The sequence below is a fragment of the Thermosediminibacter oceani DSM 16646 genome (assembly GCF_000144645.1).
Lineage (GTDB): Bacteria > Bacillota > Thermosediminibacteria > Thermosediminibacterales > Thermosediminibacteraceae > Thermosediminibacter > Thermosediminibacter oceani.
Map to the genome: position 1 here is coordinate 208124 of NC_014377.1, position 23723 is coordinate 231846.

Sequence of the window (23723 nt, forward strand, 5' to 3'; positions counted from 1 at the left end):
TTTTTTAAATTATAAAGTTAGCTTTAATGCATGTTTTTGGTGGTGTCTTTCAATAGCCAGCTCAATCAACCTGTCGATGAGCTCTTTATACGGCAGTCCCGATGCCTCCCACAGCTTGGGATACATGCTTATCTTTGTAAAACCCGGAATAGTGTTGAGCTCGTTTATATAGGCTACGCCCGTAATCTTGCTGATAAGGAAATCCACCCTGGCCATAACGGTGCAGTCCAGAGCTTTATACGCCCTCACCGCAAGGTTGCGGATCTTTTCGGTTTCTTCCGCGGCAAGCGGGGCGGGTATTAAAAGTTTGGACTTGCCGCCGTCGAAGTACTTAGCGGTATAGCTGTAAAATTCCTCGCTGGGGATGATTTCTCCCGGCACGGAAGCCACGGGGTCATCGTTGCCGAGAACGGAACACTCGATTTCCCTCGCCGGGATAAACCTTTCGACCAGCAGTTTCCTGTCGAATTCCGCGGCATGCATGATGGCGTTTTTGAGTTCTTCTCTGTCATGGGCTTTGGTGATTCCCACGCTGGAGCCCAGGTTGGCCGGCTTTACAAAGCATGGATATCCAAAGGATTTTTCGACTTCCTCCACCATTTCCGTGAGCTTGTGCGGCAGGTCCTTCTTGTAAAAAACTTTGAAGTCCACTACCGGGAGGCCTTCCTGTTTCAACAGCTTTTTTGTATATACCTTATCCATGCAGACCGCCGATGGACCCACACCGCTGCTCACGTAAGGGATGTTCATGAGTTCGAAAACGCCCTGGACCGTGCCGTCTTCGCCGTGCGGGCCGTGCAGCACGGGGAAAATAACGTCGAGGTGATACCTGGTCTCAATGCCGTCTTTTAGGGTAATTGCGCATTTGTAACCCGTATCCGGGGGGAGAAAGGCAGGTATGGCCTCATCGACCCAGGTGCCGTCCTGTATTTTTGAAACATCTCCTAAAAACACATGCCATCTGCCGTCCTTGGTTATGCCTATAGGTACAATGTCGTATTTTGATTTATCCATGGCATTTATTATGGATGTGGCCGACATCAGTGATACTTCATACTCACCCGATTGCCCTCCAAAGACAACGCCTACCTTTAATTTTTCCATCAGAAAGCACTTCCTTTCTCGTAATCTCGAATAAAAATTGACCGCAAGTTAAATTTCAATAAATTTCAATTATTATTTTATTCATCTAATCGGTACAAAAAAACATCTTACAACATTATAGCAGAATTTAATATTGCTAAGTTCTTGGGCTCATAAAAAATTAACGATTTAATAATCTTTATTTAACGTATTGCGCTTATACTAAATATAATAAAAATGAAAAGTATTATCGAAAAATGGAGGGAGTGATATAAATATGGAGAAAAACCGCATACGCGTTCTGGAAGAAGAGAGGGATAGGCTGCTGACCCAGTGGATGAAGAACAAGGAGAATAGGATTAAACTTCTGGTGCGAATAATGGAACTGGAAGAACAAATAGAGGCTCTCAAAAACTCGGCATAAAAATTTTAAACCCCATTCGGGGTTATTTATTTTTGGGGAGAATGACCTTTTCAGCTGCCTCTATAACCGTTTTTAGGTCGCCGTAAGCTTTTTCCGCATCTTCCCGCGTGTACTCCAGCGTGGGAATAAAGTCAACGTCACCGTAAAAAGAAAATTCTCTTTCTTTCCTGAGCCATTTTGAAATGGAAGCTAGTTTATCAACCCGTTCTGCGACTTCAGCGGGCAGTTTATCCCGGTATTCAAATAAAAGGTAGCCTACATCGTGCTGTTTGGGCGGTTCTACGCCGATTTTTCTCAATATTCCTTTTAACGCGAGTTCTACTGCTTCCTGGGCTTCCCTTATAATATCAGAGTAGGCTTCTTCCTCCAGCAGGAATTTTATCATTTTCAGACGAACTCTAGCCTTTTGCAGATAGCTTTCCGCCAGTGTGACATTGGTCATATATCAAACACCTCGCCGTGCTTATAGTCGGGTTTCAGCACCCAGTGCCATCGCTCTCCGGTTACGACCTTTTTTGCACCCAATCGCTTGAGCTTTGAAGAAAATTCCTGTAAAAACCGGGTAAAGAAATTTTCCCTGTCGTAAAGTATTAATGCATCGTCGATCATATCTAGAAAAAGAAGGCTTCCGGCAAATACCTCTTCCGGAGTTTTTATGACCGGAGAAAGGTAGGTGTTGATCCCGATCTTTCTGAGGCTGTCCATCCACGGAATTAGGAGTTCTTCAACTTTTGCGAACTGTTCCATGCGCTTGAGCCGTCCGGAGGGGAGATTCCGGGCTACAATCAAAAGGTCTATATCGGAATCCGGGTTAGGTGTCCCCCTCGCCACGGAACCGAAAACGGCTAGCGTTATCAAGTCTTCGCCGTAAATCTTACGGCAGGCTTCCAGCACTCTATTCAGGGTGTTGCTAAAACTTTCCAAGAGCACGGTTCAAACACCCTTTCCGCATACGGATTTCGCTCCAATCAACTTCGATCGAAGAGCCTCTTTTTTGTCTAATGTAAAAATATTATATCATATAAAAAGTGCAACAACAATTTAACCGGTTTGTGGTATAATCATAAGAAATGAATGACGAATAGGGCATTTTCCTCGAACATTACAGCGTTAGTTGGGTCTGGCCGATAAGCTTTTTTATCGCTTTTGGGGCAACGAGCATGTTCGTTTTGAACATGGTTGATAAAGGGCGGGTTTCTCCGGCACAGAGCAAAGCTTACTTTGGAAGAAAACTAAAATTAAACGGGAGTGATGAAATTGGATTTTCAATTTTTTGTTCCGACCCGAATATTGTTCGGCAGGGGGAGGGTGCGTGAAGCAGGCAATTACGGAAAAGGTCTTGGCAAGAAAGCCCTGGTGGTTACCGGAAAGTCCAGTGCCAGGAAATCGGGCAGCCTGGATAAACTCACGAAAAGCCTTGAGGAAAACGGCGTGGAGTGGGTGCTGTTCGACGGTGTTGAACCCAACCCCTTGACCACTACTATTGACAGGGGCGCTGTTTTTGCCAGGGAAAACAAAGTGGACCTGGTGATAGGCCTCGGCGGCGGCAGCGCTATGGATACCGCCAAGGGCATAGCCTTCGCAGCCGCCAATGATGGGCCGATAGTCGATTACATGGAAGGCAGGACCGGAGAAAAGGCACTGCCGCTGATCCTCATACCGACCACCTCAGGCACCGGCAGCGAGGCCAACAACATAGCCGTTATGACAAACCCGGTGACGATGGTCAAGAAAGGCTTCAGAAATCCGTCGATTTTCGCTGTAGTCTCCATTGTGGACCCAGACCTGACGGCCACAATGCCCCGAAAAGTGACGGCTTCGACGGGTATCGACGCCTTTTTCCACGCTGTGGAATCGATTCTGAGCCTCAGGTGCCAGCCCTTTACGGAAATTCTGTCCCTGAAGGCGATAGAGCTCATATACAATAATATAATGAAAGCGTGTGCGGACGGGAAAGATTCGGACAGCCGCGAGGCTATGGCTCTAGCCAGTACCATGGCTGGTATGGCTTTAGGGCAATCCGGTGTGTGCTTGCTTCACGGGATGGAACACCCCCTGAGCAGCTACTACGGGGCATCCCACGGCGAGGGACTGGCGCCGCTGGCCGGGGCGTTTTTGAGATTCGTGAAACCCTTTGCATCGGAAAGGTTGGCGAAGGTGGCAAAGGCCATGGGACTTGACGTCGAGGGACTTTCGGCCGACGAAGCCGCACAGAAAGCTGTAGAGGCTGTGGAGCAAATGCTGAAAGAACTCGGCCTGCCGGACAGCATTTCCCAGTTCGGAGTTAAAGAAGAAGACATAGAAAAACTGGCACAGCACGTATATAAATACATGGGACACAACCTTGAAACTACTCCGGGTAGTCCGGGATACGAAGATATAAAGCGGATGTATCTAGAGTCGCTGTAGAAAAAACGGGAGGGCGGAATATGCCCTCCCGTTTTTTATTCCAGGGCTGCCGCTATGGTCTTACCCTTTTCTATGAGCAGCAGGCAGTCTTCAGGGGTTGGCGTCAAGTAGAGCAGCAAGGGATCCTCTACCATCCGGACGCCCATTTTCTCCATCATCTCGTGGGTGATTTTGCCGGCATTGCCGTTCCAGCCGAAGGTCCCGAACACCATTCCTTTCTTGTTCCCGGGTTTTATCATTTCTAAAAAGACTAAGAAGGCCGAAATCAGCGGGTGTATCCCCTTCACGAGGGTGGGGCTTCCCACGGCTAAAAACTTGGCTTCCAGAGCTTCTGAGATGACCTCGCTCATGGGGGTGGAGGTAAGATTCATGACCTTCACCGGTACTCCGGCAAGTTCGACGCCTTCGGCTATAAGCTCGGCCATTCTACCGGTGCCGCCCCAGAGGGAAACGTAGGGTATGACCACCTTTCTGGTCTCCGGGGAGGTAGACCAAATTTCGTATTTTTTGAGTATCTGCTCTACCGCAGTCCCCTTCAGCACCGGTCCGTGGGAAGGGGCCACAATTTGCGGTGAAAGCTCCCTGACTTTGTGCACCCCTTTTAAGACCTGTTCGTTAAACGGCCTCATGATGAACGTGTAGTACGCGCGGGAATCGGCGGTAAAATCGGAAGTATCTTCGACTAACAGGGGGCTGGCCGCCATTTGGGTGCCCAGGAAATCGCAGGGGAAGAGCACCTTTTCCTCCATCAGGTAGGTGAACATAGTTTCCGGCCAGTGCACCATCGGCTGTTCAATAAATTGCAGGGTAAAATTGCCCAGTGATAGCTTGTCCCCGTTTTTTACCGGAAAGAACCTGTTGGAAGGAATTCCGAAAAGGCGCTGCAGCATCGCCTGGCATTTTTTGTTGGTGACGACTTTGGCTCGAGGAGCTGCTTTTAGTACCTCGGGCAGGGAAGAGGAATGGTCGACTTCCGAGTGGTTGGCGACGACGTAATCAATTTCTTCCAGCGGGGTGACCTCGGAAATTTTTCTTATAAAGTCTCCGGTAAATCTTTTGTAAACTGTGTCTATCAGGGCCTTTTTCTCGCCGAGTATAAGATAAGAATTGTAAGATCCCCCGCGGGGCACGTATAGCCCGTGGAAATCTTTTAATGCCCAGTCGTTTACGCCGACCCAGTAAACATTTTCCGATACTTTAAAAGCTGCCACGGTTGCTCACCTCATACCATCCAATTCCATACACGGCTTTCCTCTTCGGAATACCAGGTAGGAGTATCGGTAAGGAACCTGTACACGTTATCCAGGGAATTAAGGTGTTCTTTCTCCTCCTGCATGAGAGCCTCGAAAAACTTCTTCTCGCTTTCCGATGCCGCCGTTTGAGTGAATTCTCTGTACATATTGTATCCCTTTTTCTCCATTTCCATAGCGAGTTTGTAGCCTTCCAGGTGATCCAGGGGCATTTTTCGCCTGGATTCTTCCAGTTCAAAAAAGATTTTCTTCAATTCTTCTTCTATACCCGCCGCTGTTGCAGGCTGATTTGAGCTGGCCGCAAAGTCCAGGGATTCGTATATTTCCTTTATCTTCTTCATATGCTCTTTTTCCTGCTCCGCCAGTGATTCGAAAAGCCTTTTTGCCAGAGGATTTTGCATTTCAGCTGCGATTTTCTTGTAAAACTCAAAACCTTCTTTTTCGAAATTCAGAGCTTTTTCAAGGGCTTCCTTCATTATTATTCCTCCATTTTTTCGATAATTTCGTCAAAGGTGGTGTTTTTCAATAGGGAGTCCGGAAGATGACGCCCGGACTTAATGCCCCGGGCCATCCTAGTACCGGCTTTTACGTCTCCCAGCAGGATGACCCCCACGGCACGGTTGCCTTTAAAGAATATTTTTCTGTATATGTTTTCTTCCGGGCTGAAATCCAGTATCTCGGCTTCAGCATCGCCGGCCTTGCAAAGGTCCCCCGCAGAAAATATTTCGGTTTCAAATACCTTAATATAATTGGAAGGTACGACCTCATTATATTGAGTCTTTATTCCCGCCAGATTCAGGCCTGCCGTCTTGCCCTGTTCCCTAGCCATGGGCCATATACCGTGAACCTGCCCGCGGTATTCAGCTACGTCGCCGGCGGCGTATACACCTTCCAGGTTTGTCCTCATGAATTCATCAACAATTATCCCCCGGGCTACGGCAATCCCGCTACCCTCTAGCAGCCCGGTATTGGGCTTGACTCCGGTGGACAGAATCACGAAATCCACTTTCAATTCCCGGCCGTCCCTTAGTACTATGCCTCTGGCTTCGGTGTCGCCCAGGACCCTTTCCAGCCGGTTTGATAGTAAAAATTCTATGCCCGCCTTTTCACCCAGGGATTTTAAAATCTCTGAAGCCTGCTCGTCTAACTGTTTGGAAAGGATATACGGATTTCCCTCGACCACGTAGATCTTTTTACCTTTTTTGGCAAGGGACCAGGCTGCTTCAAGACCCAGGACGCCTCCGCCGATAACTACGCCCGTATTCCTCTCTTTCGAGTACTTGTACAGATTCTTTACGTCGTCCAGGGTGCGGATAGAGAAAACGCCTTTCAATTCGCAACCCGGGACCGGTGGTTTAAAGGGACTGCTTCCGGTTGCGATCAGCAAGGAGGAGTACCCTATATCGCTCCCGTCGTCAAGGGTTACTTTGCACCTGACCGTGTCGATGGATACAGCCTTACGATCCAGCAGGACTTCAATACCGTTTTCAGCATACCAACCGGGCTGATGGATCAGCATATCTTCTTCGCTGGGGTTTTCACCCAGATACTTTGAAAGGCGGAGTCTGTAATAGGCGTAATGGGGTTCCTCGCTGACAATGGTTATGGGTGTGCTGGAGTCGTGCTGGCGGAAGGCTTCCGCAGCAGATACAGCTGCTATTCCGTTTCCCAGTATGAGAAGTCTTGCCATTTTTTCACCCCGTATATAGAAATAGAGGCCCATTTAGGGCCTTTAAGTTATTCTTCTTCAAACATATCTTTTCCAACTCCGCATTCGGGGCATACCCAGTCGTCGGGCAAGTCTTCGAAAGCCGTGCCCGGCTCAATCCCGTTTTCCGGGTCTCCTATCGCGGGGTCGTAAACATACCCGCATACGGAGCAAACCCATTTTTTCATTTAAACTCCTCCTCGTATAATATGTTTTAGAAATTATCAAGAAGTCTTTTTTGCTTCTTGATAATAAGGTGTGCCTTTGCGAAAATTAATTTGGGTTGGTCTGGGGTCACTCTTGCCTCCTCCTGTAGCCCACAAATGTAGACTACTTGAAAAAGAGTGAGACCCCTGCGGTGCAGTACTAGTTTCTTACTCGTGAGCCGAGCCAGCAGGCCTTCCGGCCCATGGGGTCAGCAGGCCAGGGGTGCACCCCCGGTTGTCCTGTCAAGCTCTCATCGCCCGCGAGGCTGTTAGGTACTGCACCCGCAGGGCACGCCCCTATTCCTGGCCAACTCAAGGAGGGATACCCGTTGGCTCAGGTTATATTTGCAGGCATCGCCTGCGAGATAGCTCTATCTTTAACCCTTCAAAACATTGAGCATCTCAAAAGGCAGATTAAAAGCCTTGATAAGGTCATTTCTCGAGAGCTTAAGGCTATTCCCCAAACCCTCAATACAGTTAAGGGTTTAGGCGATGTGTCGGCTGCAGGCATAATTGCCGAAATAGGTAATATTAAGCGTTTTAAGAACGAAGCCTCCCTTGCCCAATATGCCGGCCTCACCTGGACCCGTTATCAGTCGGGCGATTTTGATGCTGAAGAGCGTCGTTTGACCAAGAGCGGGGACAAATACCTCCGCTATTACTTGGTCAAGGCTGCCAACTCGTTGCGGGTGCACAACGAGGAGTATAAAGCCTATTATAAGACCAAGTATCAGGAGGTGCAAAAGCACCAGCATAAGAGAGCGCTGGTATTGACTGCCCGCAAACTGGTTAGGCTGGTCTTTGCGCTGCTGAGCAAAGGCCAAATCTATAAAGGGACGGTGACAATTTAATTAGTTTTACAACTTATTTAACCCCCTTTTATGCCAATTTTTACCATATAGATTGGCTAGCGATATTTTTGTCTTTTTTCACCTGTATAATTTTATTTTCCATTTTTAGGGTATTGACATATTACCGTGAGTCTTTCTATATCCTCAAATTTTTCTTTAGCGGATGAATATTTTTCGATGGCGTCAATTTCCCGGGAAAGGTCGCTTTTATCGATTGTTCGGGACCGGCATCAGATTCCAGGGGGCTGTGAATCAGCTGCGGCTGGAATCCTTTTTCCGCCAGGGTTTCTGCAAACCAGCCCATGTGCTTCATTTCATCTATGGCAAAATCCTCAAGTTCATCGCCGGTGTTTATGGTAAAATGATGGTACAGGTACTGAAGAATGGAAGTGTATTCGTGTTCGAGGGCTCGCTGAAGTATAGCAGCCTGGGATTCGGTTAGTTTTGAGGTGGTATTTTCCGGTTCCTGGTTTTCTGGGGGTTTGGCGGTGGAGGGTTCAGCATTCAGTTCCTCGAGCATTTTTAAGAATTCTTCTCGATGGGATTTTTCGTCAGCGATAATCCTGTCTAGGAGGGTCAGCAGCTCATCATCACCGGTGAGGGTTTTATGGTATGTATACTCCTGATTGCTTCTTCTTCGGACCTCACGTCAGCTCGATGAGCTGTTTAAGGTCGCCTTTGTTTATTACTTAGGATCTTTTAATGGTAGGCTTATGACCTGACTTTACAAGCCATTCGGAAAGCCACTTAAAATCCGCATCTTGTCGAGGCTATCGATTCCAACTTACCCCTCAATTCCTCATCCGGAGAGGTGTAAGCATGGGAAAGGTACTGGATGATGGCGGCATGTTCGTCTTCTATATCCTTTTTGACCGCTTCTATGATATCCGCCAAAAGCCTCCTCTTTTCTGAGAATTTTTTTATTTTATATACTTATTATATTATGAGAGGCTCTTAACAGTCAATCGGAATTCAAATTATAGTAAAAAAGGAGGGTCCAACATGGTTTATTTCAGGAAAATCAATACTGCCATTGGAGTCATTATGGTAGCTTCCACCGAAAGGGGCGTCTGTCGCATCGCTCTGCCGGGGGAAAATATGGAAAGTTTTATTAACGACCTTAAGAAAATGTACGGCGGGGCGGAACTGGTGGACGAGTCGGTTCGTGGAAAATCAAGTGAAATAAATTTCCTGGCGGAACAGGAGCTCACAGCCTATTTCAACCGGGAATTAAAAAATTTTACCGTGCCCTTAGACCTTAAGGGGACTGAATTTCAAAAAAAGGTATGGAAAGAGGTCATGAAGATACCCTACGGCGAAGTCAGGAGCTACGGTTACATTGCCAGGGCTATCGGAAAACCAAAAGCCTGCCGCGCCGTCGGTGGTGCTAACAACAGAAATCCGGTGCCTATCATAGTGCCGTGCCACAGGGTTGTCGGGAACGACGGTTCCCTGGTGGGCTACGGCGGCGGCTTGGAGATGAAGAGCTTCCTGCTGAAATTGGAGGGAATAAAAAGGGAATTTTAACCTGGGAGGACATAAGGATATGCATGGTAAGGTCAAAAGACCTGATGAACTGGACCGGGCAAGAAGTTGTACTGGATGAACACGTATATTACGGTGCGGCAGACACCTGTATAGGTGTTGCTGCGGTAGAAAAAGAAAAAGTTAAATTTTAAATGCGTGACAAGCTTCCACGTTTAACGTGGACTTTTTTATTCCGGTTTCGGTAATACAACATTGTTTTTCGCTGACAAAAGGTCTTTTGTTTTCATATATTGTATATTGATCATAAAAAGGGGGGAACAGCTTTGTCCGAAGAAAAAGTCATGCATTATGAGGAAAATTGTCAAATGACATTACCTGAAATGCTACGGGAAGGCATAATAGGCGAACTTCAGGCCATAAACCAGTATGAACGGTATGCGAGGATGACCTGTTACGAACCGGCCCGGCAGCTTTTCCAGGAAATTGCTGATGATGAAAAACATCATGTAGCCGAGCTGATGAAAATGCTAGCACAATGTGATAAAAGACAGGCTGAGGAGTTGAGAAGAGCTTTTATGCATCATCCAGGGAAATATTAATAGTCCTTACCAAACCCCGCAGTTTTAAAATACTGCGGGGTTTTTTAAATGGCCTCAAAAACCTAAAAACTTGACAGACCAAGGATATTTCCTTATACTTATGTAAACTATTTTATGTAAACTAGTCTAATCAACGCAACAATATTGGGAAGACTATTACTGTAATGATCCAGGTTATTTTGCTAAGATCCGCCTCAAATAGTATATCTATAGCAGCTTTGACGAAAGAATTTTCATCACTACCATGTAAAGGAGGGATTCCATTGCGAAAATGCGTTCTGCTATTTATTTCGGTTTTATTGATTTTCTCCCTAACTGCTTGCAGCTTGGGAGGCAGAGCAGAGAAAGGGAAAATTGTTGTCGCGGGTAAAAAATTTACCGAACAAGTCATTTTGACGCATTTACTTGCGGAATATTTGAAAGCAAAGATGGATTTGGATGTTCAGGTGAAGGAAGGTTTGGGAAGCACGTTTATACTCCACCAAGCCTTGGTAAGAGGGGATGTTGATTTATACGTGGAATATACTGGCACAGGTTACTTAAACATCTTGAAAAATAAATACAATCCGTCGCAGACGCCGGATGAAATATATGAAGCAACGAAAAAAGGATATAAAGAAAAGTATAATATTGCCTGGCTAAAACCGCTTGGATTTAACAACACATATGCCCTTGCCTTGCGGAAAGAACTAGCAGATCAGCTCAATGTTAAAACGTGCTCCGATTTAGTGAAGCATTCCAACAAACTCGTTTTTGGAGCCGATGCAGAATTCTTCGAACGAAGTGACGGGTACGATGCGCTGGTAGACACGTATGGTTTTAACTTTAAGAGGGCGATGAACATCGACCCCGATTTGCAATACGAAGCGGCCCAAAAAGGTGATATTGATGTCATTACCGCCTTTACCACAGATGCGCGCATTAAACAGTTTGGATTGACCGTATTGAAAGATGACAAAAACTTTTTCCCGCCGTACTATGCGGTACCGATTGTCCGCCAAGAAGTATTGGATGCAAATCCCGGATTGGAAGAAGCGTTGAATAAGCTGGAAGGAATTTTAACGGATGAAAAAATGATGGAACTTAACGCGCAGGTCAACATCGAAGGAAAAAGCCCAAAACAAGTCGCCATTGACTTCCTTAAATCGGAGGGGTTGATCGATTAATCGTTTATAAGAAGGTGAAGCCAATATGATTTGCTTTGAAAATGTGTATAAAGAATATGACGATGGTTTTGTCGCACTGAAAAATATTAATTTAGAAATTAAAAAAGGAGAACTGGTCACCTTAATCGGCCCGAGCGGATGCGGAAAAACGACAACGTTGCGGATGATTAACCGACTCACAGAACCTACGTCAGGTACGGTGTATATTGACGGACAAGATATTTCTAAAATAGACCCCGTAGAACTGCGGCGCAATATCGGGTACGTCGTCCAACAAATCGGCTTGTTTCCGCATATGACGATTGCGGAAAATATCGCGCTCGTTCCGAAGTTGAAAAAATGGAAACCATCCGCTTACGAAAAAAGGGTCGATGAGTTGCTTGACCTAGTCGGATTGGACCCTGCAACATTTAAACACCGCTATCCGGCTGAACTAAGCGGCGGCCAGCAGCAGCGGGTCGGTGTCATCCGCGCCCTCGCGGCGGAACCGGATATTATTTTAATGGATGAACCGTTCAGCGCTCTCGACCCGATTAGCCGTGAACAATTGCAGGATGATATCGTCAAACTGCAGGAAGAAATCCACAAAACCATTGTGTTTGTGACACATGACATGGATGAGGCTATTAAAATCGCAAACCGTATCGCAATTATGAAAGACGGGGAAATCGTCCAATTCGATACGCCCGATAAAATTTTGCGCCACCCCGCTAATTCGTTCGTCCGTGATTTTATTGGTGAAAATCGACTCGTCCAAGATCACACCATCGTGCCAAAGGCAAAAGATTTAATGTATACATCCGTTGTAACGACGTCACCAAAACGCGGGCTGGCCGAAGCGTTTCGTCTAATGAAAGAAAAAAAAGTGGATAGCCTGGTGGTCACCGATAAAAATAAGTCCTTTCTCGGTGTTGTGACATTAAAAGAATTAGAGGAACACTATCAAAATGAAAATCTATTAGTTGCCGATATTGCTGATAGAGATGTGCCGACACTAACGATAGATGCCGATGTGACCAATGTTGCGGAGATTTTTCGAAACAAAGACGTGAGCGCAATTCCCGTATTGGACGGTAACCGGCTCGTCGGGATTATCACTCGATCCAGCATGATGCGCGGGCTGGCGGAATGGGAATTTCGTAAAAAACAGTAAGGAGCAGATATCAATGGACTTACTCAATACATTTATCGAACGGAAGCAAGATATTTTGATTGCCTTTCAAGAACATGTCTTCCTTTCAGGAATCGCTATGGCCATTGCGATCGCAGTCGCGGTTCCGTTGGGAATTGCACTGACGAGGTATAAAAAGCTGGCAGAGCCGATTATTGGAATTGCGGCGATTATCCAAACGATTCCGAGCCTCGCCTTGTTAGGGTTTATGCTTCCGATTTTCGGAATCGGGAAACTGCCTGCGATTATTGCGTTAACGCTGTACGCTTTGCTTCCTATTTTGCGCAATACCTATACAGGAATACTCGGGGTAGATCCTGCGCTTATCGATGTGGGAAAAGGAATGGGAATGACATCGCGTCAAATTTTATGGATGGTGGAGCTTCCGCTTTCCTTGCCGGTCATTATGGCGGGGGTTCGGACGGCGACCGTCTTAACGATTGGAGTTGCTGCGCTGGCGACATTTATCGGTGCCGGCGGATTAGGCGACCTTATTGACCGCGGTCTACGGGTAGCCGATAGAAATTTAATTTTGGCCGGCGCCATCCCCGCAGCAATTTTGGCGATTTTATTCGATCTTATACTGCGGAAGGTAGAAGATAAAGTAACCCCGAAAGGCTTGAAAAAACAAAAGTAAGATAAAATAAAAGCTGGCTGGAAATCCCAGTCAGCTTATTTTTTGTGGTGCGTAACCGAAACAAAAACGAAAAGCGCTGGAGGATTTATCAAAGTAAATAAAGAATATAATAATACTTCATCAAATAGAGAAATCGCATATAGGAGCGTGGTTAAATATGGAACAAAAGTGGGTCCAAAAGCTCCCTGTGGCAATCACCGTATGTGATGCAGAGGGGAAAATACTCTACATGAATGAGAAGGCCTGCAAGACGTTCGAAAAAAGCGGCGGCGCTGATCTCATCGGCAAGAACGTTCTGGATTGCCACCCCGAGCCGGCCAGGAGTAAATTAAAAAATATGCTTGAAACCCAAACCAAAAACTGCTATACGATCGAAAAAAATGGCGTAAAAAAATTAATCTATCAAACGCCATGGTACGATGAAAATAACAATTATGAAGGATTCATTGAATTTTCCATCGAGATTCCCTTTGAAATTCCGCATTATATAAGAAAGTAAATGCAGCCTTAAGCGAGGGGCTAGACGTTACTCCGGATGAAAAGTCCGGCTTAACTCGGATCTCTGAAAAAGCTGTTTCTAAAACAAAAGAAATGCCTAAAGTAAAAGAGGGGTTTGTCAATCATGACAAATGTATTAATTGCGGCTTGTGTGAAAAAGTCTGTCCGGTTTTGAATAATACACCGGTAAATAATGAACCAAAGGCATATGCTTGTATTAATAAGGATGAAAAGATCCGCATGGACAGTTCTTCCGGCGGTACATTTACGTTGATTGCAGAACAGGTGATTAATTCTGGTGGTGTTGTTTTTGGGGCAGGTTTCGATGAAGATTTTACAGTAGTACATAGTTATGCGGAATCGCGGGAATCTCTGAGCAATTTTCATGGTTCTAAATATGTCCAGAGTAAAATTGGAGATATGTACAAACAGGCGGAGAAATTTTTAAAACAAAGAAGGCAAGTCTTGTTTACAGGGACACCATGCCAAATTGCTGGATTAAAAAGTTATTTAAGAAAGCTTTATGATAACTTATTATGCGTAGATTTTATTTGCTTTGGAGTACCGTCCACTAAAGTATGGAAAAAATATATTTCTTATCATGAAAATAATATTGGTGCACCAGTGAGAAGAGTTTCTTTCAGAAATAAAAAACAAGGTTGGAAACGATTCTCTATGTTTTTATCGTTTGATAATGGCATGAAGCATATAGAATCTTTCGATAAAGATTTTTTTATGCAAGCATTTTTGAAGAAAATTTGTTTACGCCCTTCGTGTCATGCATGTAATTTTAAAACTTTACATAGGCAAAGTGATATTACTCTTGCAGATTTTTGGGGAGTACAAAATTTGTTGCCCGAAATGGATGATGACAAAGGAACTTCTCTTGTTTTTATTAATAGTCATCGTGGCGAATTGATATTTGAACAAATAAAAGATAAGTTATTATATAATATGGTCGATTTAAATGAAGCTGTAAGATATAATTTGTCAGCTGTAAAATCTGTTAAACAACATCCTAATCGAGAAAACTTTTTTAAAGAATTAGATCTTATTTCTTTTGATGCATTGGTGAAGAAGTATATTCAATTTAACGTCAGTAAAATAAAAGAAAATTGAAAGCTACGGAAGCTACCGTGTTTGCTGCCACATCATGGAGCTTTTTCCACTAATGTGGCAGTTTTTTTATATAGATGTACGAATGCACGGGATCCTCCCGCATGGCGGGCCCCTTCCCATTTATTCAGCATAGCTTTTCTACTCGCACACCTATTATACTGCTAATGAATATATTAATAGTTGCCCAGGGTAGAATGGAAGGCTGGTTTTCTTTTTGAATGACCTTGAACTGCTTGTATAGAAAGATACTGGTTTATATTATCAAATATAATAAAAAGTGGGAAATACCTCTTGCAAAAAAGAAGAGTAAATGATATAACAATGACACTAATTAATTCGCGAAGGCGTAACTTTAATGGAGAAAGGCAAGAGGTATTTGCTATTTCTTAAGGCAACCGACTCGCCGGGTGTTTATTCTATCGTTTCTCTAAATCAAGGTAAATTCAATATAGACAATCTCGATACAAAGGAAAAAGAACTGGAACAAAAAGATGGGCAATTCAAGACATTGAAACAAGATGTATTGAACAAATTTAACAGTAGAATATAAAAATTAAAGGGAAACTTATGGTAGGTTTTGGACAGAAAAGAGGATGCTTTTGCATCCTCTTCAGCTTGTAGACAAAGCCGCTTTTAGGATGCATAACCTAAAAGCGGCTTTTTGTTGAAGGCGAAGAAAATTTTTAAGAAAAACGAATGTAAAGCGGGGACTGTTGGCGGAAACGTTCCCCGTCTTTTCTTCCATAAAGCCAGCTTTTTTAAATTCATGCATGCGAAAAGAAGCGTGAGGTAATGTCCAACTTTCCTCAAGCCTCGTAGATTTGTATAGCGCATGCCATGCTTTTCCTTCGCATCGGCAAATACCCGCTCGATGGTCTGGCCGCGCATTTTGTATAGTTCTTTACCCCATTGGGTGTGTCTTATATCTTCCGCTATTTCTATGTAATGCTCCCATATATGCCGAGTTATGATTTTTGTGTAATTTTTACTTTTGGTGCACTGTAGGCGCATGGGACATTTACAGCATATTTGGGGGTTGCTCCTATATTCCCGGTATCCCGCCCGGTTGGTGGTGCTGTATTCTAATATTTGGTTGTTGGGGCATATGTAACAATCATAATATTCGTCATAGACGTATTCGCGTTTTTTAAAGTAGCCATCTTTGGTCATCGGCCTCTTGTAGGGCATAACGGGAAGCGCTCCTGCCTCAATGATTTCTCTGCATATCCCGGGGGTTTTGTAGCCTGCATCAACCACTACCGCCTCTATTTTAGAAAATTTATCGTTTACTTCTTGAAATAAATCGGAGAATACCTGGCTGTCATGAACATTTCCAGGTGCTATTTTGACACCAAGGACAAAAGTTGTTCCGGTCACAGGCTACAGAAGCTGTGTAGGCAAAGCAGCGCTCTTTTTCCCCTTTTTGAAACATCCCACTTTCAGGATCTGTGGTGCTTACCCTGACTTTTTTAGAGCTATTTTCTCCTTTGTTGTTATCGTCATCATCATCTTCTTCTTCAAAGGGCTTTTTACCGTTTGCTTCCCGTTCGGCGTTGATTTCTTTTAAAAGTTCTTCCTTATATTTTTGAGTCCGTTGCTTAGCGACTTTCTCGATATATTTATTCTTATTGGCACTGGCTTTTATGTGAGTAGCATCGATAAATACTGCATCTGTTTTAACAAACCCGCATTCTATTGCTTCCATCAACACCCGCTCGAATATCTTTTCAAATAGATCACTTTCCTTAAACCGCCGTTCATAGTTTTTTCCAAAAGTTGAAAAGTGAGGTATTTTTTCTTGTAATCCATAGCCTAAAAACCAACGGTAAGCTACATTGACTTCTACTTCTCTGATGGTTTGGCGCATGGAGCGGATTCCATACAATGCTTGGAGCATGAGTAGCTTAATTAACACTACCGGGTCAATACTAGGTCTTCCTGTATTTTCGCTATATAGGTCTTTTACTTCATCATAAATGAAATTAAAGTCGATGCTTTCTTCTACTGCCCTAAGGAGATGGTCTTGAGGTACTAAGCTATCGATGCTTACTAATTCTACCTGCTCTATTATTTCTCGATTTTTCTTCGTTAACATTTCATCGCCCCACAATATTTTTGTATCTTCTTTAATTTTACTAAAAAGCTGATGATTTTTGTACTAGCTTTTGCAAAAAAAGACTGTCGACAGTTACTTTGTCGACAGTCTGAAGAGGATGCTTTTGCATCCTCTTTTCTGTAAAGGCTAACAAATGGTACGGTTTCATATATTTTCCGTTGTATTCCACCCGCACAACTGTTATATTACTATTGAAAACGTTTATAGTTGCCCGGGGTGGAATGGAAGGCTGGTTCTCTTTTTGAATGGCCTAGAACTCATTGCCATAAAAGGGAAAAATAGTCATAAAATGACATTATCATAAAATAAAATATATTGCTAAAAATATTTTGAGTAACCCGGTTGACACAGAAATCTAATTTTGATATAATTTTCCTTACAATAAAAAAGAATGCTATAATCTTGAACGCTGAGTTCTTTCTATGGCCTACCCCATAGAAAGAAGCGGGGGACCCAACACTTGGGGTGAATCTCCTTCATAATAGGGAATGAGACCCTATTATGAGGAGTAGGGTTACCTCTTCAACCCGAACCCGTCAGCTAACCTCGTAAGCGTGGAAAGAGGAGGTTTGTAGCATGAGGGTAGTATTAGCCCGATTAAAGCTATGGTCCTCCATAGCTTTTAATTTTGCCTTAAAACCGGAAGAAAGGGGGAATATCGATGATTAAGAGGCCGGAAGAGGTGCGTTATACTGTAATAGGGGCGGGTAACGGCGGCCTTGCCATGGCAGGGTATTTGGGGTTGATGGGCTTTACGGTTAACCTTTACAACAGGTCCGAAGAAAAGATAAGGGAATTGATAAAAGACCCAAAAATACATTTGACCGGCGCCGTGGAAGGCGAGGGCAGGCTTTCCGTGGTCACCACCGACATAAGAGAAGCGATAGATGGTTCGGATATCATAATGGTCACCACTCCCGCCACTGCCCATAGGGAGCTGGCGGAGCAGATGGCGCCTTACATTAAGGACGATCAGATCATCGTGTTGAACCCCGGCCGTACCTGCGGAGCGCTGGAAGTTTACGAGACCCTGCGAAAGTCCGGGTGCACGAAAAATGTGATAGTTGCCGAGGCGCAGACTTTCATATACGCCTGCAGGGCTACGGGGCCCAGCAGTGCCAAGATATTCAGCGTGAAGAACGAAGTCAAGCTGTCCGCTATTCCGGCGAAGAAGACGTGGATGGTGATACGTCTTTTATCCGCAGCCTATCCGCAGTTCAAACCCGCCAGAGACGTTATGGAAACCAGCCTCAACAATTTCGGTGCGATATTCCACCCTGCTCCTACGCTCTTAAACAGCGGCCATATAGAAAGGGGCCAGACATTTGAATATTACCTGGAGGGAATAACCCCGAGTATAGGTCAGATGCTGGAAAAGCTCGATGCCGAAAGAATGAAAGTAGCAAGAGCCCTGGGCGTAAAGGCGATATCGGCGATGCAGTGGTTGGAGGATTCCTACGGCGCCCGCGGGAACTCCATATACGAAGCCATACAGAACAATCCGGCGTACAAGGGCCTCACGGCGCCGAAGGATCTTAAGACCCGGTACATTTACGAAGACGTGCCTTTTAGTCTCGTTCCCATTTCATCACTGGCCAAAAATCTGGGCATCGAGACCCCGGCAATAGATACGATAATCCGCCTTGCCAATATGATGACCGGAGTGAATTTCTGGGAACAGGGCAGGACCGTCGACAAGCTCGGGCTGGCGGGCTTGAGCCCGGCGGAAATCCACGAATTTGCCCAAAACGGTTACCTCGAGATTAAACGTACCGAAGAGGAGGTGGTGGCGTGATGAAAAGGATTCTTGGGGCGACCATCGGCAGCTGCGTGCACGTAGCGGGTGTTATGAACTTTCTCTCACTGGCCGAACGGGAAGGATATGAGGTCGAGTTTTTGGGTGCGGCCGTTTCCATAGACGAATTGATCGCTGCGGTTAAGGAAAGAATGCCCGATTACGTGGGTGTAGGTTACCGGCTTACTCCGGAGCCGCTGAGGGAAGTGCTGAAGGAACTGAAGGAAAAAATTAAAGCCCATGGTCTTGACTCGGGGATTAAGTGGATTTTCGGAGGCACTGAACCCACAGCGAAGGTTGCGGAAGAAAGTGGCATTTTTACGAAGATTTTCAACGGCCTGGAGGATATAGACGAGGTTATCGGATTCCTTAAAGGCTATAGGCGTTCCACCGAGGAGACTTACCCCGAAGACCTGATATCGCGCATCGAATCCAAGTACCCTTACCCCATCCTGAGACACCACCTGGGCCTACCTTCTCTTGAGGCTACGATAGAGGCCATCGAAAAGGTCGCGGAGGCAAAGGTACTTGACGTGATTTCCATTGCACCGGATCAGAACGCCCAGGAGTACTTCTTCGAGCAGGACAAAATGGACCGGAGGCTCGATGGAGCCGGGGGTGTGCCGGTCCGTTCTAGGGAGGACTTCCTGGCCCTTTACCGGGCTTCCCGCCGCGGAAATTACCCGCTGCTTCGCTGCTACAGCGGTACCAGCCATTTGATAGAGTTTGCGGAACTATTAAATGAGACAATTAAAAATGCCTGGTGTGCCGTGCCGCTGTGCTGGTACAACGTGCTGGATAAGCGGGGGCCGAGGTTACTTAGGGATTCCATAAGGGAAAACCAGCAGGTGATGAAGTGGCACGGAGAAAGGGGAATTCCGGTGGAAGTTAACGAATCCCACCACTGGAGCCTCAGGGACGCCCACGATACCGTAGGCGTCGCGACCGCCTTCCTGGCGGCTTACAATGCCAAGAAGATGGGTGTAAAGCACTACATTGCCCAGTACATGTTTAACGTGCCGCCGTCCCTTTCTCCGCGGATGGACCTGGCAAAGATGCTGGCCAAGATCGAGCTGATAGAATCGCTGCAGGATGAAAACTTTAGGGTTTACCGCCAGGCAAGGGCCGGCCTTGCCAGCTTCCCGGGTGACCTGGCCCAGGCGAAGGGGCAGCTGGCGTCGTCGGCGTATCTTGCTATGGCGATAAAGCCTCACATATACCACGTGGTTGGTTTCTGCGAGGCCCATCACGCAGCCACCGCCGAAGACATAATCGAGAGCTGCAAGATAGTGCGAGGCGTTATACGCAACGCCTTCCTGGGCCTTCCGGATTTGGTAAACGACCCGGTGGTACAGGAGCGGAAAAAACAGCTCGTAGATGAGGCCATGATTACGCTGGAAGCCATAAAACGGCTTAACCCGGGGGCGGAAGATCCCTGGACCGACCCGGATACAATCGCAAGAGCAGTCGAATTGGGTATCCTGGATGCGCCGCATCTTAAGGGCAACCCGGCGGCCTGCGGAAAACTGGTTACCAGGCTCGTTGACGGAGCCCTTTACGCCTACGACCCCGAGGAAAACCGGGTGCTTACCGAAACGGAAAGGATAGAGAAAATTTTTAAAAGGGCAGAGATAACCGTAAGCTGAATTAAAAAGCCGACCTTTGAGGGGGTCGGCTTTTTAATTTTATTATTCCTGGGAGTTTGAAATGGTGACCACCATAGACAGCTCTTTTGACCTGGCGGATGCTGCATCGTAGAGGGTGCGTATGCACTCCCATACCTTCTCGGGCGGGCCGGATATATATGTGCTTATGGTTCCCACCTGGCAGGTGACGCCCTTGTCTTTAATGGACGCGAGGGCCTGATTTATGACCTGATCGGAATTCTGTGTCTCCATGGGGTAAATGGATACCTCGCAGCTGATCAAGCTATCACCTCCCGTAAATTAATAAAAACTTCCGCCTTCCACCAGCTCGTTTACCGGAACTTTGGTGTGGATTTTCTCACCGAGAATTTCCACATCGGCGGTGTTGTCGTCAGGATTAAGCCCTTTTATCCAGACCAGTTTTCCCTGATAAAAAACCTCGTAAGTATCGGATGAATTCAGGATTTCCTGCGCCCGTTGAAAATCCATAGGAAAGCTCCTTTCTTCTTGTCCTAAAAATAGGATTTGCACCGGCTTCGATTTATATACAGAAGACGGTTTTGGTGATAAAATAAAAGTAAACTTTATCGGCGCAAGAAAAATAAACGAGGAGGATAATTGAAATTATGTTGATCGACGTAAGCCCGTATGCTTTTAAAATAGGACCTATTGCGGTTCACTGGTACGGAATATTCATGGCCATTTCGTTCCTGGTAGGTTCATATTACCTTTACACCATGGGCAGGAAGTTGCGCCTCGACGAGGATTTCCTGCTGAACCTGGCAATGATCGTCATAATATCGGGAGTCATAGGAGCTCGCCTGATGTTCGTGCTCACCAATTATCCCGAATGGTTTTTAAAGGACCCGGTTCAGGTGCTTAAGATATGGGAAGGGGGGCTTTCCTGGCACGGTGCGCTTCTCGGCGGGTTTCTCGCAGGATGGCCCTACTGCCGAAGGCACGGCGTCAATCCCAACATGATAGCCGACTGGACGGTGCTGGGGCTTTCCTTCGGGTATATAATAGTCAGGATAGGGAATATCTTCAACCAGGAAGTTCTGGGCCGCATGACCGAATTTTCCTTCGGCCGGTGGCCGGCCCAGCTCATCGGCTCGTTTATCGGCCTGATACTTTTAATAAGATTTTTGTACCTGCAGACCAAAAAGCTGCCGCCGGGATACCAGTTCTGGTCTTTTATTTGGTACCACCAGATACTCAGAGCCCTTATTGAGGAGACGGTGAGGGATAATCCGCTTTTCCTAATTCATTACGTGAACGACCATTGGGGTATAGGTTTTTTAACGCTGACACAGCTCATTACCCCCTTCGTAGTGGCTTTCGCCTATTACATGTATAAATCCACCGGCGGTTACGGCTACGGCGGATACAGGAGGAATTGGTATTAAGGGCGAATTTCAAAACCACCTTGGCTCACCAAGGTGGTTTTGTATATCTGTCTTGATAAGCAGGAGTATTCAATGCGGTGAAGAATATAAATTTATCAAAAACCTTTTTAGGAGGGCAGATATGACTTTAATTAAGCCTGACGACGCTTGGTCTCTATGGGCGGTACTTATTGGATGGGCTGCTGTAAGTATCTTATTGGAACAAAAGTACGATTGGGCTGCGAAAATAAGCGGTGCGGTGATAGCACTTTTTGGGGCACTGATACTTGCAAACTTGAACATTATTCCCACTGAAAGTCCTGTCTACGATGCTGTATGGAGCTATGTAGTCCCCGTAGCCATTCCGTTGCTTTTATTTAAGGCCAATATCAGGAAGATTTGGACTGAAAGCGGGAGAATGATATTAGCTTTCTGGCCGGCTGCTCTAGGCACGTGCGTTGGAGCTTTTGTGGCCACGGTGCTCTTAAAGAATGTAATACCGGAACTCGGCAAGATCGGCGGTATAATGACGGCCAGCTATATCGGTGGCGGTGTAAACTTTGTGGCTATGACGGCCGTCTTCAAACCCCAGGAAAGCCTTTTAAACGCCACCATAGTCTCAGACAACCTTGTAATGGCAGCTTTCTTTCTGCTTTACATGTATATCCCTACCCTAAAGTATTTCCAAAAAAATTTCAAAATTTTATACCCCGATGGTGGCATAGCTACCATCAATACCGAAGCTGAAACGAAGGCGGCCGCTTACTGGGGGAGAAAGGAAATATCCCTGAAAGATATTGCCACCGCCATGGCTGTCGGCGTTGCCGTGGCAGCGATAAGCAAGAAACTTTCCATCCTGTTAGGTGCAGTTATGCCCGGCGGCAACTTTCTTTTTGACATGCTCAAAATTATGGTAAGCAACCAATATTTTTTGATAACTACCATCACCGTGACTCTGGTAACCATATTCTCCGACTTTTTCGAGAATATTAACGGAGCTCAGGAACTCGGCACATTCCTGATATACATTTTCTTTGTGGTAATAGGCGTTCCGGCATCGATTAAAGAGATCATACTGAAAAGCCCCGCTTTATTGCTGTTTTGCGTGATAATGGCGTTTTTCAACCTCATATTTTCCCTTTACGGAAACAAATTTCTCAACATTTCTTTGGAGGAATCCCTCCTGGCTTCCAACGCCACTATTGGAGGTCCTACGACGGCGGCGGCCATGGCCATTTCCAGAGGTTGGTCCAATCACATCATTCCCGCCCTTTTGTGCGGCATATGGGGATATGTGACCGGCAACTATTTCGGCCTATTCATGGGCAACTGGCTGATTAGGATTCTTGGACAGTGATGCTAAACGTAAAAAAAGCAGCCTCCGGTCGTTGATACGAACGGGGCTGCTTTAATTTTAAAATCCCAGGTCTTCGTTTATTACCAGCACGTGGATGTCGGTGAGCCTTGGCTTGCGCTCCAGGATGGTGGTGATGCGGCAGATGCGGTCCGGGGAATCGCAGTCCGCACAAAAGCCGGTCTTGGCACACGGGGTCTGGTAGTTTAAACGTTTTGCATTGGGCGGGGCAGCATACATCTTGATGCGCTTCAATGCTTCTTCCGTATCGCTGACCAGTTTGTTGCGGCCGGCAACGACGATAACCTTTTTGGGGCCGAAAAACATAGAAGCGGCACGGTTGCCGGTGCCATCGATGTTGACGAGACATCCCGTCATGGTCAGAGCATTGGTACTGGTCAAAAAGAGGTCACAGGTAAGCTGCCTACGCATCACAGACAGTCTTTCTTCGGGGGAAAGGCCGGGTGCTCCGTGAATGAGCAATTCTTTTCCCATTTCCCTTAAGGTATCGGCTATTTTTAAGTCAGCTATCGACATGGAACCGCCGAAACCTATAGTGGAGGCTTCTTTCGCTTCTCTGATGATATAATCCACGGCTTCCTGTCCTGTCTTGCAGTAGACGGCGGTAAACCCCCTCTTTTTCAGGGATTCCACTGCTTTTTGGCACTTTTGTTCATAAGACCAGCTCACAAGTTCCTGTGTAAAACCCATATTTTGACCCCCCAGCTTTATCTTTAAATTAAAAAGGAGCGGTAAAGGGCCGCGCCTTTTGAGCCCCCTGTTTAACCGAAAAATAAGTTTGGTCATTACCGGCCTAT

26 protein-coding genes, 2 pseudogenes and 1 riboswitch are annotated in these 23723 nt (G+C 45.9%); of the genes and pseudogenes, 15 read left to right on the top strand and 13 right to left on the bottom strand.

Annotated elements, in window-relative coordinates:
• Window positions 1–9: 9 nt before the first annotated feature.
• Entirely contained in the window at window positions 10–1104 is a 1095-nt protein-coding gene (locus TOCE_RS01100; protein ID WP_013275049.1) for a D-alanine--D-alanine ligase family protein, read from the bottom strand.
• A 256-nt stretch (window positions 1105–1360) separates the two neighbouring features.
• Here TOCE_RS01100 and TOCE_RS01105 point away from each other — a divergent pair, with 256 nt between their 5' ends.
• Window positions 1361–1507: a hypothetical protein gene (locus TOCE_RS01105; protein WP_013275050.1), complete on the top strand. Its 147-nt coding sequence runs from the start codon at window positions 1361–1363 to the stop codon at window positions 1505–1507.
• Between the two features lie 22 nt (window positions 1508–1529).
• Here the strand turns inward: TOCE_RS01105 and TOCE_RS01110 are convergent, their stop codons facing one another.
• Both TOCE_RS01110 and TOCE_RS01115 read right to left on the bottom strand, forming a co-directional pair.
• Window positions 1530–1949: a HEPN domain-containing protein gene (locus tag TOCE_RS01110; RefSeq protein ID WP_013275051.1), complete on the bottom strand. Its 420-nt coding sequence runs from the start codon at window positions 1947–1949 to the stop codon at window positions 1530–1532.
• Complete coding sequence (locus TOCE_RS01115) at window positions 1946–2437, bottom strand: nucleotidyltransferase domain-containing protein (protein ID WP_013275052.1); 492 nt, start codon at window positions 2435–2437, stop codon at window positions 1946–1948. The genes TOCE_RS01110 and TOCE_RS01115 overlap by 4 nt, the downstream gene beginning before the upstream one ends.
• A gap of 321 nt (window positions 2438–2758) precedes the next feature.
• On the opposite strand from TOCE_RS01115, the gene TOCE_RS01120 reads away from it, so the two are divergent.
• Window positions 2759–3916 carry an iron-containing alcohol dehydrogenase gene (locus TOCE_RS01120; protein ID WP_245523134.1) on the top strand — a complete coding sequence of 386 codons (1158 nt, stop codon included), beginning with the start codon at window positions 2759–2761 and terminating at the stop codon, window positions 3914–3916.
• A gap of 35 nt (window positions 3917–3951) precedes the next feature.
• Here TOCE_RS01120 and TOCE_RS01125 read toward each other — a convergent pair whose 3' ends face one another.
• The 4 genes from TOCE_RS01125 to rd are packed head-to-tail and all read right to left on the bottom strand — an operon-like array spanning window position 3952 to window position 7062.
• Window positions 3952–5127, bottom strand: coding sequence for an FprA family A-type flavoprotein (locus tag TOCE_RS01125; RefSeq protein ID WP_013275054.1), 1176 nt, complete (start codon window positions 5125–5127; stop codon window positions 3952–3954).
• Window positions 5128–5138: 11 nt separating this feature from the next.
• Complete coding sequence (locus TOCE_RS01130) at window positions 5139–5642, bottom strand: DUF892 family protein (protein WP_013275055.1); 504 nt, start codon at window positions 5640–5642, stop codon at window positions 5139–5141.
• 2 nt (window positions 5643–5644) lie between these two features.
• Complete coding sequence (locus TOCE_RS01135) at window positions 5645–6856, bottom strand: NAD(P)/FAD-dependent oxidoreductase (RefSeq protein WP_041423979.1); 1212 nt, start codon at window positions 6854–6856, stop codon at window positions 5645–5647.
• Between the two features lie 47 nt (window positions 6857–6903).
• Window positions 6904–7062: a rubredoxin gene (rd, locus tag TOCE_RS01140; protein ID WP_013275057.1), complete on the bottom strand. Its 159-nt coding sequence runs from the start codon at window positions 7060–7062 to the stop codon at window positions 6904–6906.
• Window positions 7063–7436: 374 nt separating this feature from the next.
• Here rd and TOCE_RS01145 point away from each other — a divergent pair.
• A pseudogene (locus tag TOCE_RS01145) lies at window positions 7437–7931 on the top strand (IS110 family RNA-guided transposase); the annotation flags it as partial.
• A 136-nt stretch (window positions 7932–8067) separates the two neighbouring features.
• Here TOCE_RS01145 and TOCE_RS01150 read toward each other — a convergent pair.
• Window positions 8068–8451, bottom strand: coding sequence for a ferritin-like domain-containing protein (locus tag TOCE_RS01150; protein ID WP_041423816.1), 384 nt, complete (start codon window positions 8449–8451; stop codon window positions 8068–8070).
• Window positions 8452–8678: 227 nt separating this feature from the next.
• Complete coding sequence (locus tag TOCE_RS12225) at window positions 8679–8825, bottom strand: ferritin family protein (RefSeq protein ID WP_187286575.1); 147 nt, start codon at window positions 8823–8825, stop codon at window positions 8679–8681.
• Window positions 8826–8933: 108 nt separating this feature from the next.
• Here TOCE_RS12225 and TOCE_RS12720 point away from each other — a divergent pair, with 108 nt between their 5' ends.
• From TOCE_RS12720 to TOCE_RS01185, 8 genes are all read left to right on the top strand, one after another.
• Window positions 8934–9458 (top strand): methylated-DNA--[protein]-cysteine S-methyltransferase, encoded by a 525-nt coding sequence (locus tag TOCE_RS12720; protein WP_013275059.1) that lies wholly within the window; start codon window positions 8934–8936, stop codon window positions 9456–9458.
• A gap of 23 nt (window positions 9459–9481) precedes the next feature.
• On the top strand, window positions 9482–9610 hold the full coding sequence (locus tag TOCE_RS12725; protein WP_013275060.1) for a hypothetical protein: 129 nt from the start codon (window positions 9482–9484) through the stop codon (window positions 9608–9610).
• A gap of 132 nt (window positions 9611–9742) precedes the next feature.
• The gene (locus TOCE_RS01160; RefSeq protein WP_013275061.1) at window positions 9743–10018 is read left to right on the top strand and encodes a ferritin family protein; all 276 of its coding nucleotides are present in this window, start codon (window positions 9743–9745) and stop codon (window positions 10016–10018) included.
• Between the two features lie 263 nt (window positions 10019–10281).
• Window positions 10282–11184: a glycine betaine ABC transporter substrate-binding protein gene (locus TOCE_RS01165; protein WP_013275062.1), complete on the top strand. Its 903-nt coding sequence runs from the start codon at window positions 10282–10284 to the stop codon at window positions 11182–11184.
• A gap of 25 nt (window positions 11185–11209) precedes the next feature.
• Window positions 11210–12337 carry a betaine/proline/choline family ABC transporter ATP-binding protein gene (locus tag TOCE_RS01170; protein ID WP_013275063.1) on the top strand — a complete coding sequence of 376 codons (1128 nt, stop codon included), beginning with the start codon at window positions 11210–11212 and terminating at the stop codon, window positions 12335–12337.
• A 13-nt stretch (window positions 12338–12350) separates the two neighbouring features.
• Complete coding sequence (locus tag TOCE_RS01175; protein ID WP_013275064.1) at window positions 12351–12992, top strand: ABC transporter permease; 642 nt, start codon at window positions 12351–12353, stop codon at window positions 12990–12992.
• Window positions 12993–13149: 157 nt separating this feature from the next.
• The gene (locus TOCE_RS01180; protein ID WP_013275065.1) at window positions 13150–13491 is read left to right on the top strand and encodes a PAS domain-containing protein; all 342 of its coding nucleotides are present in this window, start codon (window positions 13150–13152) and stop codon (window positions 13489–13491) included.
• 92 nt (window positions 13492–13583) lie between these two features.
• Window positions 13584–14609 (top strand): Coenzyme F420 hydrogenase/dehydrogenase, beta subunit C-terminal domain, encoded by a 1026-nt coding sequence (locus TOCE_RS01185; RefSeq protein ID WP_013275066.1) that lies wholly within the window; start codon window positions 13584–13586, stop codon window positions 14607–14609.
• 633 nt (window positions 14610–15242) lie between these two features.
• On the opposite strand, the pseudogene TOCE_RS11810 reads toward TOCE_RS01185, so the two are convergent.
• Window positions 15243–16704, bottom strand: a pseudogene (locus tag TOCE_RS11810) (IS1182 family transposase).
• A 418-nt stretch (window positions 16705–17122) separates the two neighbouring features.
• Window positions 17123–17294: riboswitch (cyclic di-AMP (ydaO/yuaA leader) on the top strand.
• Window positions 17295–17386: 92 nt separating this feature from the next.
• On the opposite strand from TOCE_RS11810, the gene TOCE_RS01200 reads away from it, so the two are divergent.
• Both TOCE_RS01200 and TOCE_RS01205 read left to right on the top strand, forming a co-directional pair.
• Entirely contained in the window at window positions 17387–18520 is a 1134-nt protein-coding gene (locus tag TOCE_RS01200; protein WP_013275068.1) for an NAD/NADP-dependent octopine/nopaline dehydrogenase family protein, read from the top strand.
• On the top strand, window positions 18520–20166 hold the full coding sequence (locus TOCE_RS01205; protein ID WP_013275069.1) for a cobalamin B12-binding domain-containing protein: 1647 nt from the start codon (window positions 18520–18522) through the stop codon (window positions 20164–20166). Before TOCE_RS01200 ends, TOCE_RS01205 begins: the two co-directional genes overlap by 1 nt.
• A gap of 42 nt (window positions 20167–20208) precedes the next feature.
• On the opposite strand, the gene TOCE_RS01210 is transcribed toward TOCE_RS01205, so the two are convergent.
• Window positions 20209–20448 carry a YkoF family thiamine/hydroxymethylpyrimidine-binding protein gene (locus tag TOCE_RS01210; RefSeq protein WP_013275070.1) on the bottom strand — a complete coding sequence of 80 codons (240 nt, stop codon included), beginning with the start codon at window positions 20446–20448 and terminating at the stop codon, window positions 20209–20211.
• Window positions 20449–20466: 18 nt separating this feature from the next.
• Window positions 20467–20655: an H-type small acid-soluble spore protein gene (locus TOCE_RS01215; RefSeq protein ID WP_013275071.1), complete on the bottom strand. Its 189-nt coding sequence runs from the start codon at window positions 20653–20655 to the stop codon at window positions 20467–20469.
• Between the two features lie 134 nt (window positions 20656–20789).
• Here TOCE_RS01215 and TOCE_RS01220 point away from each other — a divergent pair, with 134 nt between their 5' ends.
• Window positions 20790–21572 carry a prolipoprotein diacylglyceryl transferase gene (locus TOCE_RS01220; RefSeq protein ID WP_049817876.1) on the top strand — a complete coding sequence of 261 codons (783 nt, stop codon included), beginning with the start codon at window positions 20790–20792 and terminating at the stop codon, window positions 21570–21572.
• Window positions 21573–21693: 121 nt separating this feature from the next.
• Window positions 21694–22908 carry a DUF819 family protein gene (locus TOCE_RS01225; RefSeq protein ID WP_013275073.1) on the top strand — a complete coding sequence of 405 codons (1215 nt, stop codon included), beginning with the start codon at window positions 21694–21696 and terminating at the stop codon, window positions 22906–22908.
• A gap of 57 nt (window positions 22909–22965) precedes the next feature.
• On the opposite strand, the gene TOCE_RS01230 is transcribed toward TOCE_RS01225, so the two are convergent.
• Window positions 22966–23616 (bottom strand): lactate utilization protein, encoded by a 651-nt coding sequence (locus TOCE_RS01230; RefSeq protein WP_013275074.1) that lies wholly within the window; start codon window positions 23614–23616, stop codon window positions 22966–22968.
• Between the last annotated feature and the right edge of the window lie 107 nt (window positions 23617–23723).

Excerpts from the sequence above, each read along its gene's own strand:
- TOCE_RS01170 (WP_013275063.1), top strand. The coding sequence starts at position 11,210 with ATGATTTGCTTTGAAAATGTGTATAAAGAATATGACGATGGTTTTGTC.
- TOCE_RS01225 (WP_013275073.1), top strand. The coding sequence starts at position 21,694 with ATGACTTTAATTAAGCCTGACGACGCTTGGTCTCTATGGGCGGTACTT.
- TOCE_RS01200 (WP_013275068.1), top strand. The coding sequence starts at position 17,387 with ATGATTAAGAGGCCGGAAGAGGTGCGTTATACTGTAATAGGGGCGGGT.
- TOCE_RS01130 (WP_013275055.1), bottom strand. The coding sequence starts at position 5,642 with ATGAAGGAAGCCCTTGAAAAAGCTCTGAATTTCGAAAAAGAAGGTTTT.
- rd (WP_013275057.1), bottom strand. The coding sequence starts at position 7,062 with ATGAAAAAATGGGTTTGCTCCGTATGCGGGTATGTTTACGACCCCGCG.
- TOCE_RS01120 (WP_245523134.1), top strand. The coding sequence starts at position 2,759 with ATGAAATTGGATTTTCAATTTTTTGTTCCGACCCGAATATTGTTCGGC.
- TOCE_RS01110 (WP_013275051.1), bottom strand. The coding sequence starts at position 1,949 with ATGACCAATGTCACACTGGCGGAAAGCTATCTGCAAAAGGCTAGAGTT.
- TOCE_RS01100 (WP_013275049.1), bottom strand. The coding sequence starts at position 1,104 with ATGGAAAAATTAAAGGTAGGCGTTGTCTTTGGAGGGCAATCGGGTGAG.
- TOCE_RS01185 (WP_013275066.1), top strand. The coding sequence starts at position 13,584 with ATGCCTAAAGTAAAAGAGGGGTTTGTCAATCATGACAAATGTATTAAT.
- TOCE_RS01135 (WP_041423979.1), bottom strand. The coding sequence starts at position 6,856 with ATGGCAAGACTTCTCATACTGGGAAACGGAATAGCAGCTGTATCTGCT.
- TOCE_RS01175 (WP_013275064.1), top strand. The coding sequence starts at position 12,351 with ATGGACTTACTCAATACATTTATCGAACGGAAGCAAGATATTTTGATT.
- TOCE_RS01205 (WP_013275069.1), top strand. The coding sequence starts at position 18,520 with ATGAAAAGGATTCTTGGGGCGACCATCGGCAGCTGCGTGCACGTAGCG.
- TOCE_RS01230 (WP_013275074.1), bottom strand. The coding sequence starts at position 23,616 with ATGGGTTTTACACAGGAACTTGTGAGCTGGTCTTATGAACAAAAGTGC.
- TOCE_RS01215 (WP_013275071.1), bottom strand. The coding sequence starts at position 20,655 with ATGGATTTTCAACGGGCGCAGGAAATCCTGAATTCATCCGATACTTAC.
- TOCE_RS12725 (WP_013275060.1), top strand. The coding sequence starts at position 9,482 with ATGGTAAGGTCAAAAGACCTGATGAACTGGACCGGGCAAGAAGTTGTA.
- TOCE_RS01105 (WP_013275050.1), top strand. The coding sequence starts at position 1,361 with ATGGAGAAAAACCGCATACGCGTTCTGGAAGAAGAGAGGGATAGGCTG.
- TOCE_RS01150 (WP_041423816.1), bottom strand. The coding sequence starts at position 8,451 with ATGCTCGAGGAACTGAATGCTGAACCCTCCACCGCCAAACCCCCAGAA.
- TOCE_RS12720 (WP_013275059.1), top strand. The coding sequence starts at position 8,934 with ATGGTTTATTTCAGGAAAATCAATACTGCCATTGGAGTCATTATGGTA.
- TOCE_RS01180 (WP_013275065.1), top strand. The coding sequence starts at position 13,150 with ATGGAACAAAAGTGGGTCCAAAAGCTCCCTGTGGCAATCACCGTATGT.